Raw genomic sequence first — 14,714 nt, forward strand, 5'->3', positions numbered from 1 at the left:
CGACAAGTAAGGCGGTCATAATCGATTAGAAAAAGTAAGGTTATGCTGATTATCCCATTGCTAGCACCAACTCATTTCGGGGCATAAATGTGTTACGATCACTAACTTTATACTTCATTTAAATTGGCTCAGTTACAGCAGGCCATTACTCCAATCTAATCCATTGCCTGCCGCAGGCTTATGTGCAGATGCATCCAAGACACGCCGTGAACACATCCCTGTGGGCTCTGCGAAAACAAATAACATCCATGTTAAACGGCCAGTTCGGCATCCATGCCTCTCGCTTAGAGCGTTTCACACTGTGAAACTTCGCCATGTTTTGGTCATATTTGTTCCCTACAAATAATGACATTCCCTCCATCCTTGGCAGTCAGAAGCTCGCTGCTGCATCTACACTGGAATTATTCTCTCTTCGATTTGACTTTATTTGTTGCAATTAAAAAGCTAAAAATACCAAGAATCTAATCAGCTAAAAGACTCAATATGAATTGAGGTCATCGAGAAAAGCCGTGAGCTTGGCATGGATGCCAAGCTAGCTTTCGCGGTGCATGGATGCACCATCGGAAGCGCTAGCATTTTTGAATAAGACCGAAGCAGTCTACAAACGAAGTCAGAAGCTGGATCAATCCCCGTCGAAAATCATGCGTTTTTCAGCATTTTTCGTTGGGGTGCTGAGGGATTGTTAAGGGCTTCTTTTGTAAAATGTGTGCGCTTTCCCCCTTGACTCTGCTCTTTGCAAAAGAAGGGGCGAAGCGCCACGACGTTAATCCAAACGGAGTTTGGAAATTAAGTGAAATCCAGCGTTATAAATCAGCTGTGAACTCAGTACCGCGACGTTGATTTATTCAAAATGGCTATGGGGCATAAACGCTTTAGCAAGCTAATATCTGCCATCAAAAGTAAGTTAGAAAGTTACTATCTAGCTTGAAAGAGATCTTGCTCTAAGAAGTCTAAACAACTGCTATAGTTAAGTTTACTGACTGATATATAGGTGACATGATGAAGTTAAAATTAATGATGTTAATAAGCGCTGTGCTTTTGTTCCTTGCTAGTCCTTCCTATGCTAAGGATGGTTATCAGATATCCACCTCAACTAGCGGCACCTTTATTAAAGCGTATCCACTGGATAATAATCAAACGCTCGTGATTGCAGAAGGGCGGCTTGAACCACGATCAATTGGTACTATGAGCATTAAATTATATGCTGACTTAAATGTGGGAGATTTTATTGATGGGCTGATTATTGCCCGAGATGGCACCATATTGTCGGTGGCTATTGAGTCTGAACCGCTTCGCAAAATAACCATTACCACAGTAACTGCAGGTAGCGGTAATTATGAAAACACGCAGCTGGTTTGTATCAATAATGACAGCTTGTCATTATGCTAATAGGGCATTTACGGCCTTTATTCCTATGTTGTATTCAATGAATGAATAAATAACCAAAAAGCCACTTAAAGTGGCTTTTATTGTGTGGAGAGATAGATTTTAGCAGCCTTGTTAATTTAACAAGTCAAAGGCACACTAGCCAATAAGCCTCTAACTCATCCAGTAAAGCCCTAAGCTTGCTAAACAGGCGAGTAATACACTGGCTTCAAAAATAATTTTACTGCTTAACAGCTTGGTTTTACCTTCTTTCAAATTGGCAATCAATTCGTTTTGCTTGTACACCCGACAGGTAAGCTGTTCTGTTTGGGGATCAATAAGCAACTGCAACATGCAAGGTTTGCCATTTTGTAGCTTAATTTGGTGAGTACTGCGCTGACCAAAGTTAATTTTGCTTGAAACCACTTTGTCGTTAACTAATACTCGCTCAACACCACTCCAGTCACTGGCATGCAACTCAATTTTCTCTTGATTCAGCTGATATGTAAAACTTGTCATGACCTACTCCTTGGCTGCTAAAGCTACCTTAAGATAAGCAGACAAATATGACGTTTTCCAGTTTATCAGATGAACTATTTTTGAATCTTAGACTATGTACTTGTTGAGATAAGGAAAATATTTTTTATTTCAAAAGCTGACAATACTTGTATATTCGGCGTAATACAGGGGGCCACACTTGAGATTGGCAATGATTTTAACCTCAAGGGGCGAATAAGTGGAGAGTGATATACCTGCAATCACTAGATGCCTTTTTAAGCGGCGCTGCAGCCTAAATGACAATAATGAGATAGCAGATCTCGCCAGCTTACGATTCCAATAAGCTGTTGGTTTTTAAGTACTGGTAAACAAGTTATACCTTCAGTTAGTAATATTTGTGAGGCTTGTTCAATTGTTATCTCTGGCCCTATGGTGATCGGATGGTGTGACATTACCTGATGAACTCGTTTTTGCAGTGTATCAATGTCGCGGGTTAACTCGGCAGCTGTGCCTAAATTGGGACTTATGGCGTTAAATAAATCTTTTCGTGATAAAACACCTGCAACTTGATTATGCTCATCCTTCACCACTAAATGATGAAATGGCATATTATCAAAAATGTTTTTAGCGATAGTTATTCTGTCATCCATTTCAACAGTGACAACTCGAGGACTCATTACATGTTCAATTGTTTTCATCGCTTCCTCCCATTCCTTTATTAAGTTATATCAGACAATTGCAGCGACAACAAATATCAAATTAAGATACAGTTTATGAGGTTAAATTCAGCTACTTTGAGGTGTACAGTTCAAAGCTTTCAAAGCTTATTTCTGAGTTATCGCTGAGTTAACAGCTGAGTTTAAACAGGAATTGAAAGATAAATTTAAAATTGATTCAAGATGGGTATAAAGTTAATTTATTGACCTGTCAGAAGTCGGAAACAAAAAGAGCACCTTAAATAGGTGCTCTTTAGCAATTAATGTGCGTTTAAGTATTTTTACTTAATCGGCTGTTATTAAATCAACTGCGCTAACAGTTACTTTGCGCCATTGATAATGGCACGTGCCATATCATCAGCAACATCGCCTGTGGTGCGGTTTTCTGCATCAGCTTGGCTAAATATTTTTAGAAGCGTGTTGTAGATTTCTTCAACTTTTTGAGTTGATTTAGCTGCATCATAGTCACTTTCAAACGAAACATTAATGATACCGCCAGCATTAATGACATAGTCAGGGGCGTATAAAATACCCATGTCTTTTAATGTTTCACCATGGCGTACTTCTGCTAATTGGTTATTGGCACAACCAGCAACAATCGTTGCTTTTAATAACGGGATAGTCGTGTCATTGATAGTGGCACCTAAAGCACATGGCGCATACACATCAACATCTTGAGTATAAATGTCTTGTGGAGCAACCACTGTCGCGCCAAATTCAGTCGCCACTTTATCAAGTGATGCTTGATGAATATCAGTTACGATTAATTCAGCGCCTTCTTCATGCAGGTGTTTACATAAGTAATATCCCACATGACCCACACCTTGAACTGAAATTTTAAGGCCTTTTAAGCTATCAAGACCACGTTGGTGTTTTACCGCTGCTTTAATGCCAAGGTAGGTACCTAAAGCAGTATAAGGTGAAGGATCACCACTTTTACCTTCAAGGCCTGCCATGTATGGGGTTTCTTCATGAGCAATCATGATATCGGCTGTGGTTACGCCAACATCTTCCGCTGAAAAATATTTACCGCCAAGTGTATGAATACAGCGGCCAAAAGCGCGGAATAACGCTTCACGATCTGTAGTTTTAGGATCGGCAAGGATCACTGACTTACCGCCACCCATGGTTAATCCAGCAAGTGCATTTTTATAAGTCATACCACGTGAAAGACGTAATACGTCAGTCAGTGCTTCATCATCTGAATCGTAGTTCCACATACGACACCCGCCAACTGCTGGCCCAAGGTTAGTATTGTGAATGGCAATAATTGCTTTTAAGCCACTTTCTTTGTCGTTACAAAACACGACCTGTTCGTGTTCATCAAACGAGACATGATTAAATAGAGCCACTTGTGATCTCCGCTGTGCGATTTATTAGTCGTCAACCACTGCTGATTAACGACGGCTTATGATATTTATTGCAGAACGATAGCATTTAGCGATACTCTCAACAAAGTTAGATTCATTTAATTTTGTGATCTACGTGGCAATTTTGCTTGCCACTTTACGTAAACGTAAACTTTTTAATCGTTTCGTAACATTTTGAGCTGAAAATGAGTGCAATTGTTGAATTAATGATGACAACAAATAACAATAAAATAGGAAGGTAGTATGAGTGAATCAGTGGCTGAGCCGACAACTGCGCAACAAGATCCTGAGCAATTAAGACAGGAATGGGTAAAAACACAATTTCAAAAAGCGAACCGATTTCTCGCTGAAAAAGGTGTAATACCATCAAAAGTCATTGCTGATGAAAGCCGTTATTTAGTGCCTTATTTAGCGATTTGGAAAATGGAGTCCAAGCAGCCAACTAAGCAAACATTTTGGGTGATGTCTGGTGATTTACCGTCTGATTATGTTGATGTTAAAGTTGCTGCAACTGCCCGCGATGCGATTCGTCATTTTTCAATGATGTGGCAACTTAAAGCAGAAAACCTACATAAGTCAGGGGTGACCCGAGATGAAACTCAATTGAAGTTTGCTAACTTATTAGTGTCTCGTGCTGAAAGTCTTTATAAGATGCATGGTGATGAAAAACTATGGGCTGATCAAGCCTAGCAGCTATATTTTAAAACGCCGTAATTAGCTGTTTTTAATAAAAATAACAAAGGCACTTGATAGTGCCTTTTTTGTTGCCTAATCTGCAGTAAATAATTCACGCTATAGAAAGTGGCTTATCTACTACTTACTATTTAGATGACGCAGCATTAGGTTTTGGTTTACCTGTGCCATTGATAGCTTTTGATCTTCAAGTAACACGATTAAGTGATACATTAGATCTGAAGCTTCATTGATCAATTCTTCTTTATCATTAGTGGCTGCCGCTAGTGCTGTTTCTAAACCTTCTTCACCGACTTTTTGGGCAATTCGTTTGGTGCCACGCTCAAATAAAGATGCGGTATAACTTGATTCGGCGCTTTGGCCTTTGCGAGAAATAATCACATTGGTTAAGTTATCGATAAAGCTATGGGCATTACCATCTTCCCAGCAGCTTTCTGTGCCGGTATGACAAGTTGGGCCATTAGGGATGACTTGCACAAGCAAGCTGTCATTATCGCAATCTTGATCGATGGCGACTAAATCTAGGGTATTGCCTGAGGTTTCACCTTTTGTCCACAAGCGCTGTTTTGAGCGACTAAAAAAGGTGACTTTGCCTGTTTCAAGGGTTTTAGCCAGTGCTGCTGGGTCCATATAACCTAGCATCAAGACTTTACCGGTAAGGTGGTTTTGCACTACAGCAGGAATTAAGTTTTGTTGTTTTTCCCAATCTAACTTACTGCCATCAAAGGTAATTTGTGTTGTCATAGTGTTCTCTGTTGTTTTGTAAGTTATAGCCTGATCGCGATCTTGTGCTGGGCTAGGTATTGTTTTAATTCATTGATATCAATAATGCCTTTATGAAACACACTCGCTGCAAGGGCGGCATCGACATTCGCTTGTTCAAACACCTCTTTGAAATGTGCCATGGTGCCAGCACCGCCGGATGCTATTAATGGTACATCACATATGGCTCTGACGATGCTCAGTTGTGTAATGTCGTAACCACCGCGCACACCATCTTGGTTCATTACATTTAAAACAATTTCACCACAGCCGCGTTTTTGGACTTCTTCAACCCAATCTTGGGTGTACCATTGGGTGTCTTTAGTGGCGGCTTCATCACCAGTAAATTGCTTTACTTTATAGCTGTTTGAGTCGGCGTCATAAAATGAATCAATGCCAATCACAATACATTGACGGCCAAACTCATCTTGAAGCCTTGATATCAAGCTAGGATCTGTAAGCGCTGGCGAGTTGATGGAGATTTTATCTGCGCCATAGGCCAGCATTTGCCGAGCTTGCTCAATGGTTTTAATGCCGCCAGCGACGCAAAACGGAATATCAATTTGCGCAGCAACCCGGCTTACCCAGGATTTATCTATGACCCGTTCATGGGCACTGGCGGTAATATCGTAAAAGACTAATTCATCGGCGCCTTCTTGGGCGTAACGCGCAGCAAGGGGCTCAATATCACCGATAATTTCATGATTACGAAATTGCACTCCTTTGACCACTTGGCCATCGCGCACATCAAGGCAAGGTACTAGGCGTTTGGCCAACATGTTATTGCCTCCTCAACGGTAAAGTTTTGAATAAGTAGTGCTTTACCTATGATAATACCATCGGCGTTACTGTCTCTCACCGCAGCGACATCATCAAGTGAGGCAATGCCACCTGATGCTTGCCAGTTGATGTCAGGGTAGGTGGTTGCTAGCTCTTGATAAAGCTCATTGTTAGCACCTTGAAGGGTACCATCACGGCTAATATCAGTGACTAAAGCATGTTTAAGGCCAACGGTTTTAAATTCACTGACTAAGGATTCAAGTGATTTCCCGCCACCGGTTTGCCAACCAGAGACTGCAACAATTTTCTCGCCTTGCTGGTTAATATTGACATCAAGTGCTAAACAAATGGCTTCGCTACCGTATTTTAGCAACCAGCTTTTAACTAATGCTGGTTCTTTAACTGCGAGAGAGCCAATAACGACTCGTTTAACTCCTAGCTCAAGCAGCTCTTTAACTTGCTGTTCGCTGCGAATACCGCCGCCAACTTGTATGTCGGTGCTCAGACCCGCTACTAATTCACCAATGAGTGCTATTTGGCGTTTTTCAGGGTCTTTCGCACCAGTTAAATCAACAATGTGTAATAGCTTTGCGCCTTGGTCTTGATAAGATTGCAATTGCGCTAACGGGCTTAAATTAAAAGTGGTTTGCTGGGCATAGTCACCTTGGTACAAACGCACTACTTGGCCATCAATTAAATCGATTGCTGGAATGATCATGCTGGTTTCCCCATGTTTAGGAAATTTTGTAATATTTTGGCGCCGACATTGGCGCTTTTTTCTGGGTGAAACTGGACCCCAAAGAAATTGTCTTTGCCAATGGCGGCGCTAAACTTTTCACCGTATTCTGATGTCGCGATGGTGTATTTATTTATCGGTGCCTTAAAGCTATGGACAAAGTACACGTAACTGCCATCTTCTATCCCTTCAAATAGCGGATGATCTGACACGCTTATTTGGTTCCAGCCCATATGAGGTAGTGGTAGTCCTTTACTATCAAGATGATCAATTTGTGTTGGGATTAAACCAAGGCAAGTAATATCATTGTCACTGCGGCCTGCTTCTGATCGGCCACCGTGTTCGATAGACTTGTCAGCCATCATTTGCATGCCAAGACAAACACCCATAACCGGTTGCTTGAGCTGTTTAATAACCTCAGTTAAATCACGATTATTGAGGGCATCCATAGCAGCGCCAGCTGTTCCTACGCCAGGCAGTACTACTCTGGTGGCAGCTTTGATAACCTCATGATCACGTGACACGATAACGTCGGCATTTAAGCGTTCAAAGGCAAAGCGCACCGAGCTTAAATTGGCGCAGCCAGTGTCTAAAATCACAGTAGTGTCAGTATTCATACTCACTCCTTACAGGACGCCTTTACTTGATGGCAAAATATCACCTTCAACTTTCACGGCTTGACGAAGGGTGCGGCCCAGCACTTTAAATAAAGCTTCCACTTTGTGGTGATCATTGTCGCCCGTGGTGCTGATATGCAAGGTGCATCGAAGGCCATCAGCAAATGAGCGGAAGAAATGCGGTACCATTTCTGTGGCCATCTCACCGACCATTTCACGCTCAAAATCAGCATTGAATTTGATAAAAGGACGACCTGATATATCCATTAAACACTCACCACTGGCTTCATCCATAGGCAGACTGAAACCAAAACGGGCTATACCACGCTTATCACCTAATGCTTGGCGCAGTGCATCGCCAATGGCAAGGGCGGTGTCTTCTACGCTGTGGTGATCATCAATTTCTAAATCGCCATCAACAGTGACGTCCATTTTGAAATTACCGTGGGTTTGTATTTGATCAAGCATGTGGTCAAAAAAGCCAATGCCGGTGTTGATAACGCCTTTACTGGTGTCATCTAAGTTCACATTGACTCTAATGTCAGTTTCTTTGGTGGTTCTAACCACTTCTGATGTGCGGCCTTTATTGAGCAGTGCATCGGTAATAGCTAACCAATCTAAGCCATCGCGCTGATATTGAAAGCTGGCAATACCCATGGCATTAGCCAGTTCAATATCTGTGTGGCGATCGCCAATAACAGCAGAGGTCGTAAAGTCCACTTTACCTTGGGTTAAGTAATCTTTGACTAAGCCAAGCTTGGGTTTACGACAACTGCAATTGTCAGCATCAAAATGAGGACAGATAACCACATCATCAAATATCACCCCTTGGCTCGAAAAAATGTCCATCATCATGTTATGTGGTGCATCAAAATCAGCTTGTGGAAATGAGTCTGTGCCTAAACCATCTTGATTAGACACCATGACTAAGCGATAGCCCGCTTTTTGTAGCTTAAGCAGAGAAGGGATAACCTGTGGCTCAAACACCAATTTGTCTAAACGATCGAGCTGTTTATCTACTGCTGGTTCTTCAACTAAAGTACCGTCTCGGTCGATAAAGAGTATTTTCTGTTTCATCTTACTTCCTTCAATTTTTATCATTCTGTTTCGCAGGACGTTAACGTCTTAATTTAATGCGTTATGAGTAGCTATTTATCCAGCGATTATATTTTTAATAGGGGTTGAGCGTTTTTTGTATTTAGTTTAAGAGTGAGTTTTTAGCGTTCTGAACATAGTGATTAATCTATCGGTATCGGCTGGTGAGCTAAAACTAAAACGAATACGCGAAGCAAGTCTGTTGTCTTTGTAGGCTCTTGCGACAATGCCCGCTTGTTTTAGTGCGACGGCGACCCGTTCTACATCCTCAAATTCCGCTAAGATGAAATTGCCATTGGCAGGTAATACCTTGGCGCCAAACTCAGTTAAGGTTGCGGATAATCTATTACCTTGCACTTTTAGTGCTTCAACCTGTTGTTGCATCAAGGAGATACCATTTGCGGATAAGGCTTTTTCTGCCACTTGTTGAACAGGTAAAGGCACCGGATAGGGCGCGATGACTCGCATGATTAAATCAATGATGTCGGTATTTGCCATTAAGAACCCACAACGTGCGCCAGCCAGTGCAAAGGCTTTTGATAATGTTCTTAACACCACTAAATTAGGGTACTTAGGGAGCAGGTCTGCAACAGAATATTGGGCTGAAAATTCAATGTAGGCTTCGTCAATCACCACAATGGCATTAGGCATAGCAGCAATAGCGGCTTCAATGGTGTCTTTATCCATGATGGTGCCAGTGGGGTTATTCGGATTACAAATAAACACCAGTTTGGCATTCTCGACTTGCTGGGCAAAAGCATCAGGTAACTGATAATCTTTGGTCAGCGATAAGTTGGTGATGCCAATATTGAATGTTTTAGCACTGATGGCATACATGCCATAAGTGGGGCCAAAGCACGCAATACTATCAACCGCAGGAACACAAAATGCTCTTATTAATAATTCGATAGCTTCATCAGCCCCGCGGCAAGTGACAATTTTATCTGCGCTCACTTTTGAGTATTCAGCATAAGCATTAATCAAACTTGCTGGCTGGCATTCAGGGTAACGGTTGAGCTTATCAAGTTCATTATTGTTAAATGGCGACTCGTTAGCGTTTATCCATACATCACCTTGACCGCCAATACGCCTTGCACTTTCGTAAGGCGTTAACTCAAGCAGTTCTGGTCGTGCAAGTCTGGCTGCTATTGGCGTATTCATCGAATCAGTCATCATCCTAATCTCACTTCACTTTTATTTCACAGGCTGTTTAAACGTATGGCAACGGCTTGCTTATGGGCATCGAGTAATTCATTTTCAGCCAATACCATCACTGTCTCACCCAAGCTTTGTAATCCTTGGGCGCTCAGTTCTTGTACGGTAAAGCGGCGGCTAAAATCTGCAAGGGATAAGCTTGATACAGAGCGGCTATAACCGTATGTCGGCAGTACATGGTTAGTGCCGCTAGCATAATCACCAACAGATTCAGGGGTATAAGCACCCAGAAACACGCTACCTGCGCCGCGAACTTGTTTTAGAACTGCACGTGGGTTGTTGGTTTGAATGATTAAATGCTCCGGCCCATATAAATTAGACACTAAAGCCGCTTGCTCAATATCATTCACAATAATACTGCGACTACAGCTCAGTGCTTGAGCTGCTATATCACTGCGCGATAAGGTCTTTAATTGAGACTCAAGCGCCATATTAACTTTTTCAGCTAACGCCATAGACTCAGTAACTAACATAACTTGTGAATCAGGGCCGTGTTCAGCTTGTGATAATAAATCTGCCGCAACAAACGCAGGCTCAGCGTCTTTGTCGGCAATCACTAATACCTCTGATGGACCTGCTGGCATATCAATAGATACACTGCAGCGACCATCTTGGGATACTAAACGTTTTGCTTCAGTCACAAAGCGATTACCAGGGCCGAAGATTTTGTCTACTTGAGGAATACTTTCAGTGCCAAAGGCGAGGGCGGCAATTGCTTGTGCGCCGCCAACTTGATAAATCTCAGTGATGCCGCATACTTTTGCTGCGTAAACAATGGCATCATTAATTGGTGGCGGGCTAACTAAAACCCGTTGTTGGCATCCAGCAATTTTTGCCGGCAGCGCTAGCATCATTACAGTGGAAATCAACGGCGCACTGCCGCCTGGAATATACAAACCCACATTTTCAATAGCTTCAGAGCGAAGCTCGCAGCGGATCCCTGGCTGAGTTTCAACATCAATAGGGCTAAAGGTTTGTGCCTGATGAAAGCGTTCAATATTTTCTGAGGCCACGGCAATGGCTTGCTTCACCTCATCAGATACGCGGGCGCAGGCGGCATTAACTTGCTGCTCAGTTAACCCTAAGGTGTCGACTTCAACGCCATCAAACTTTTGATTAAAGAGCGTTAACGCTTGATCGCCGTCTTTAACCACAGCATTAATTATGTCGCGCACGGTTTGCTCAACACTATCATCACCAATTAATGGCGAGCGAGCTAAGGCTTGTTGCTGCGCCTTAGCATCAAGCTTGGTCCATTGAAGAATTTGCATTTGCTGCTTCACATTTGCCATAAAGGCTACCCCGCCATTTTTTCAATTGGCATAACTAGAATTGAACTTGCCCCTAAGGCGGTTAATTCTTCCATCGTGTCCCAGAATAAATCTTCAGTGCTGACAGCGTGAACAGCAACTCGATTGCTATCATCGTTTAATGGCAGCACAGTTGGGTTTTCAGCGCCCGGTAATAAAGCCACAATTTGATCTAATGTTTCAGTTGGCGCGTGTAGCAGGATATATTTACTTTCGCGAGCGCGAACCACACCATTCATGCGTGATAATATTTTATCGATAAGTGCTTGTTTAGCAGGCACTTGCTCTTGTGCTGATTGGATAATACAAGCCATTGAACGGTAGATAACGTCAGTTTCGTATAAGCCGTTGGCTTCAAGGGTGGCACCAGTTGAAACCAAGTCACAGATCCCGTCAGAAAGGCCTGCACGTGGTGCGACTTCAACTGAACCTTTAAGCATACAGTCACTGTAATTAATGCCTTTTTCTTGCATATAACGACGTAGCAGGTTGGGATAAGAAGTGGCAATACGTAAACCTTCTAAAGAAGTGGCATCTTGGTAGCTAAATTCATTAGGCACCGCCAGTGATAAACGACAAGCACCAAAATCAAGTTCGCGTAATTTAACGCAATCTGATGGTTTACCCAGTGATTGACGCTCTATTTGTTCTTCTTCTAGAACATTCTCGCCAATAATCCCTAAATCAACCACACCATCCATAACTAGACCCGGAATATCATCATCACGTACCCGCAATAAATCGATTGGCATGTTGTCAGCGTGCACAATCAAGCGCTGCTCATTAACATTGAATTTAACGCCACAGCTTTTTAATAGCTTTTGAGACTCTTTTGAAAGTCGGCCAGATTTTTGGATTGCGATACGTAGTCTGTTATTTTCGCTCATAATGAAGCCTCTAATAAAATTGATATAAAAAACAAATATTTAAAACCTAAAACTAAAAAACCCCTGAAATTTCTTTCAGGGGTTTGGGTATTTTGTCCACCGCCTGAAGGAAATAGTCCTTCGGCAGTTAGCATCCGAAGGCTACCGCATATGGTGATGATGATGATTTGTATTGATTCGGATGAACATAATAAATTCTCTTTAAATTAACGTATGTAATTTTTTTACAACCTATTTTGCGACAGACTGTAATTTGTGTACAAACACGTTAACCGCTTTTAAGTTTGTTTGCAATACAGAATAAACACATATTTTGTATTTTTTTGAAATAAAAAATATATCTTATATCAGGCTGATGATTACATGGTTTTTAGGCGTTTATTTGTCCAGTTTGTATATACAAGTTAATGATAAACATTAGTTTATGTAAAGTTAAGGATTTTATCGATATTTAAAAAGGGCTGTAAAATAGTGAGCCTAGATTACTGTTCGAATAGCAACTTTAAATTGATAAATTGATAGGCAAAGATTGTTACCCAAGCGATTAAAATAGATAATAAGCCACATATAAGTTGCTTACTATCAATGCTGAAAGAGTCAAATGTGACCACTCGATTACAAAAAGAAGTACAACTGGCTTTTTCGCCAACTGGCGCATTAGCGAGAGGGATCCATTCCTATCGCCCAAGACAAAGCCAATACGATATGGCGCTGGCGGTGAGCGATGCTATAGATCAAAAGCATAATGTGATCCTTGAGGCTGGTACTGGGGTGGGTAAAACATACGGCTATCTGATCCCGGCGTTATTAAGTGGCAAACAAATTATCATCAGCACTGGCAGTAAAAACCTTCAAGAGCAGTTATTTTTTAAAGACTTACCTTTATTACTGAAGATGTTTTCAGTAGCGCCCAAAACCGCCTTATTAAAAGGCCGTAGTAATTACTTATGCCAATTAAAATTGGACAAAAACTTACAACATATTAGCCAGATGCCACCGAAAGTGGTTGATGAACTCATTAAAATTAATCAATGGGCCAGTGTGACCAAAGATGGTGATATTGGTAACTTGACCGCTGTGGCTGAAAACTCAGCCACCATTGCCACAGTAACCAGCACCAAAGAAACTTGTACCGGTAAACGTTGCAGTTTTTATGATGATTGTTTCAATCGTAAAGCCAAAATAAAAGCACAAGATGCCAAAGTTGTGGTGGTGAATCATCACTTGTTTTTTGCCGATCGTTTATTAAAAGACACTGGCTTTGCCGAGTTATTGCCCGATGCTGATGTGGTCGTTTTTGATGAGGCACATTTGGTGCCTGATGTTTGTATTAATTATTTCGGCCAACAAATTCCAACCAGAGAGCTAGACAGATTACTTCATCGTATCATTGAGGTCTATCGCAACGAGCTGCGCGATACCATTCAGCTTGAGCAATTAAGTCAACGTTGTTTAATCAAATTGGCTTCGTGGCAAAATGATTTGATTGATGCTGATGTTTCTGACTGGCGACAGGTTATTTCCAATAAATCACTTGCGAGTTCATCTTGGGAATTGTTGAAAGAATTCAATTTATTAACACAGGTTATTACCGAACACGTCGGACGAAGTGAATCTTTAGATGACATTGTAGTGAAGTTATCGACACTGGTGGCTAATCTTTATAGTTACTTTGAATGCAATGACAGTAATGCAGCTTATAGTGTTGAGCCCAGCGGGCAGCATACTATGCTACGGATCTCGCCGATTAATATTGCTAAACAATGTCAGCAATTATTTGATAAGCAAACCCAGTGGATCTTTACCTCGGCGACCTTGCAGGTTAATCGCCAGTTAACGCATTTTGCCGATGAAATGGGTTTATCGAAAGCCAAGCAAATGATTTTAGATAGCCCATTTGATTACCCCAATCAAGCCATGTTTTGCGTGCCGCGCCATTTAGCGAAATCAGGCCAGTCTGCAGCTAATGTTAATCAGCTGGTGGATGTTTGTATTCAAGCCATTAATGCGGCCCAAGGGCGAACGTTTATTTTATTTACCAGTCACCAGATGTTGCAGCAAGTGGCTATCGCATTACAAAGGCGAGTGCAATACCCCTTGTTAGTGCAAGGCTCGGCCAGTAAACAAAGTCTGTTAAACAAGTTCAGGCAACTCGGTAATGGGGTATTACTTGGCACCAGCAGTTTTTGGGAAGGTGTCGATGTAAGAGGGCGGCTACTTAGCTGTGTGATTATTGATAAGCTGCCGTTTGTTTCACCTGATGATACCTTGTACCGCGCCCGTGCAGCTAATGCTGAACGCAGTAATAAAGATCCCTTTGCCAGTATATCTTTGCCCCAAGCGGTGATCAGTTTAAAGCAGGGTGTAGGACGGTTAATTCGAGATGAGAAAGATCGCGGGGTGTTAATATTGTGCGACAATCGCATCGTAAACAAAGCTTATGGTGAAGCTTTTATTAACTCGTTACCGCCAATGCATCGCACCCGAGATTTAGATAAAGCGTTAAGCTTTTTAAAAAGCATCCCATAAGTTATTATACTGCAGTTGATGATTTAGCTGACTCAGTGCCGATACAATGCCTTGCAGGCTTTAGGTTATTTAGCTAAATCACCATACTCAGCATTAGTTAGCCCAGCATTTTTTCCATAGTTAATGGTAAGGTAAACACGT

14 protein-coding genes are annotated in these 14,714 nt (G+C 41.8%); 3 read left to right on the plus strand and 11 right to left on the minus strand.

Annotated features, from left to right (window positions below; genetic code table 11):
- The first annotated feature begins 996 nt into the window (after positions 1–996).
- Positions 997–1,389 carry a PliI family lysozyme inhibitor of I-type lysozyme gene (locus Q4591_RS11955; RefSeq protein ID WP_303461195.1) on the plus strand — a complete coding sequence of 131 codons (393 nt, stop codon included), beginning with the start codon at positions 997–999 and terminating at the stop codon, positions 1,387–1,389.
- A gap of 150 nt (positions 1,390–1,539) precedes the next feature.
- Here Q4591_RS11955 and Q4591_RS11960 read toward each other — a convergent pair whose 3' ends face one another.
- From Q4591_RS11960 to Q4591_RS11970, 3 genes are all read right to left on the minus strand, one after another.
- Complete coding sequence (locus Q4591_RS11960; RefSeq protein ID WP_102437257.1) at positions 1,540–1,884, minus strand: hypothetical protein; 345 nt, start codon at positions 1,882–1,884, stop codon at positions 1,540–1,542.
- 254 nt (positions 1,885–2,138) lie between these two features.
- On the minus strand, positions 2,139–2,561 hold the full coding sequence (locus Q4591_RS11965; protein WP_102476614.1) for a CBS domain-containing protein: 423 nt from the start codon (positions 2,559–2,561) through the stop codon (positions 2,139–2,141).
- A 338-nt stretch (positions 2,562–2,899) separates the two neighbouring features.
- Entirely contained in the window at positions 2,900–3,931 is a 1,032-nt protein-coding gene (locus Q4591_RS11970; protein WP_076537679.1) for a Glu/Leu/Phe/Val dehydrogenase, read from the minus strand.
- Between the two features lie 261 nt (positions 3,932–4,192).
- Here Q4591_RS11970 and Q4591_RS11975 point away from each other — a divergent pair, with 261 nt between their 5' ends.
- Complete coding sequence (locus Q4591_RS11975) at positions 4,193–4,639, plus strand: DUF4826 family protein (RefSeq protein ID WP_102437261.1); 447 nt, start codon at positions 4,193–4,195, stop codon at positions 4,637–4,639.
- 123 nt (positions 4,640–4,762) lie between these two features.
- Here Q4591_RS11975 and hisIE read toward each other — a convergent pair whose 3' ends face one another.
- The 8 genes from hisIE to hisG form a co-directional block, all read right to left on the minus strand.
- On the minus strand, positions 4,763–5,386 hold the full coding sequence (hisIE, locus tag Q4591_RS11980; RefSeq protein ID WP_303461197.1) for a bifunctional phosphoribosyl-AMP cyclohydrolase/phosphoribosyl-ATP diphosphatase HisIE: 624 nt from the start codon (positions 5,384–5,386) through the stop codon (positions 4,763–4,765).
- 23 nt (positions 5,387–5,409) lie between these two features.
- Positions 5,410–6,183, minus strand: coding sequence for an imidazole glycerol phosphate synthase subunit HisF (hisF, locus tag Q4591_RS11985; RefSeq protein ID WP_102437265.1), 774 nt, complete (start codon positions 6,181–6,183; stop codon positions 5,410–5,412).
- Positions 6,165–6,902 carry a 1-(5-phosphoribosyl)-5-[(5-phosphoribosylamino)methylideneamino]imidazole-4-carboxamide isomerase gene (hisA, locus tag Q4591_RS11990; protein ID WP_102437267.1) on the minus strand — a complete coding sequence of 246 codons (738 nt, stop codon included), beginning with the start codon at positions 6,900–6,902 and terminating at the stop codon, positions 6,165–6,167. The genes hisF and hisA overlap by 19 nt, the downstream gene beginning before the upstream one ends.
- Positions 6,899–7,537, minus strand: a complete 639-nt coding sequence (hisH, locus tag Q4591_RS11995; RefSeq protein ID WP_102437269.1) for an imidazole glycerol phosphate synthase subunit HisH — start codon at positions 7,535–7,537, stop codon at positions 6,899–6,901. The genes hisA and hisH overlap by 4 nt, the downstream gene beginning before the upstream one ends.
- A 9-nt stretch (positions 7,538–7,546) precedes the next feature.
- Positions 7,547–8,614, minus strand: coding sequence for a bifunctional histidinol-phosphatase/imidazoleglycerol-phosphate dehydratase HisB (gene hisB / locus Q4591_RS12000; RefSeq protein ID WP_102437271.1), 1,068 nt, complete (start codon positions 8,612–8,614; stop codon positions 7,547–7,549).
- A gap of 126 nt (positions 8,615–8,740) precedes the next feature.
- A complete protein-coding gene (gene hisC / locus Q4591_RS12005) occupies positions 8,741–9,808 on the minus strand; it encodes a histidinol-phosphate transaminase (protein ID WP_102476616.1) in 1,068 nt (355 codons plus the stop codon).
- A 23-nt stretch (positions 9,809–9,831) separates the two neighbouring features.
- Positions 9,832–11,118, minus strand: a complete 1,287-nt coding sequence (hisD, locus tag Q4591_RS12010; RefSeq protein WP_303413178.1) for a histidinol dehydrogenase — start codon at positions 11,116–11,118, stop codon at positions 9,832–9,834.
- A 26-nt stretch (positions 11,119–11,144) separates the two neighbouring features.
- A complete protein-coding gene (gene hisG / locus Q4591_RS12015) occupies positions 11,145–12,044 on the minus strand; it encodes an ATP phosphoribosyltransferase (RefSeq protein WP_102437275.1) in 900 nt (299 codons plus the stop codon).
- Positions 12,045–12,629: 585 nt separating this feature from the next.
- On the opposite strand from hisG, the gene Q4591_RS12020 reads away from it, so the two are divergent.
- Positions 12,630–14,573 (plus strand): ATP-dependent DNA helicase, encoded by a 1,944-nt coding sequence (locus tag Q4591_RS12020; protein ID WP_303461200.1) that lies wholly within the window; start codon positions 12,630–12,632, stop codon positions 14,571–14,573.
- Positions 14,574–14,714 lie beyond the last annotated feature (141 nt).

The sequence above is a fragment of the Shewanella sp. 3_MG-2023 genome (assembly GCF_030548765.1).
Classification (GTDB): domain Bacteria; phylum Pseudomonadota; class Gammaproteobacteria; order Enterobacterales; family Shewanellaceae; genus Shewanella.

What these genes read in the sequence shown, in the direction of transcription:
- hisF (WP_102437265.1), bottom strand. Translation starts at nt 6,183, where the DNA reads ATGTTGGCCAAACGCCTAGTACCTTGCCTTGATGTGCGCGATGGCCAA.
- hisB (WP_102437271.1), bottom strand. Translation starts at nt 8,614, where the DNA reads ATGAAACAGAAAATACTCTTTATCGACCGAGACGGTACTTTAGTTGAA.
- Q4591_RS11960 (WP_102437257.1), bottom strand. Translation starts at nt 1,884, where the DNA reads ATGACAAGTTTTACATATCAGCTGAATCAAGAGAAAATTGAGTTGCAT.
- hisG (WP_102437275.1), bottom strand. Translation starts at nt 12,044, where the DNA reads ATGAGCGAAAATAACAGACTACGTATCGCAATCCAAAAATCTGGCCGA.
- Q4591_RS11975 (WP_102437261.1), top strand. Translation starts at nt 4,193, where the DNA reads ATGAGTGAATCAGTGGCTGAGCCGACAACTGCGCAACAAGATCCTGAG.
- hisC (WP_102476616.1), bottom strand. Translation starts at nt 9,808, where the DNA reads ATGATGACTGATTCGATGAATACGCCAATAGCAGCCAGACTTGCACGA.
- hisD (WP_303413178.1), bottom strand. Translation starts at nt 11,118, where the DNA reads ATGCAAATTCTTCAATGGACCAAGCTTGATGCTAAGGCGCAGCAACAA.
- hisH (WP_102437269.1), bottom strand. Translation starts at nt 7,537, where the DNA reads ATGAATACTGACACTACTGTGATTTTAGACACTGGCTGCGCCAATTTA.
- Q4591_RS11955 (WP_303461195.1), top strand. Translation starts at nt 997, where the DNA reads ATGATGAAGTTAAAATTAATGATGTTAATAAGCGCTGTGCTTTTGTTC.
- hisA (WP_102437267.1), bottom strand. Translation starts at nt 6,902, where the DNA reads ATGATCATTCCAGCAATCGATTTAATTGATGGCCAAGTAGTGCGTTTG.
- Q4591_RS11965 (WP_102476614.1), bottom strand. Translation starts at nt 2,561, where the DNA reads ATGAAAACAATTGAACATGTAATGAGTCCTCGAGTTGTCACTGTTGAA.
- hisIE (WP_303461197.1), bottom strand. Translation starts at nt 5,386, where the DNA reads ATGACAACACAAATTACCTTTGATGGCAGTAAGTTAGATTGGGAAAAA.
- Q4591_RS12020 (WP_303461200.1), top strand. Translation starts at nt 12,630, where the DNA reads ATGCTGAAAGAGTCAAATGTGACCACTCGATTACAAAAAGAAGTACAA.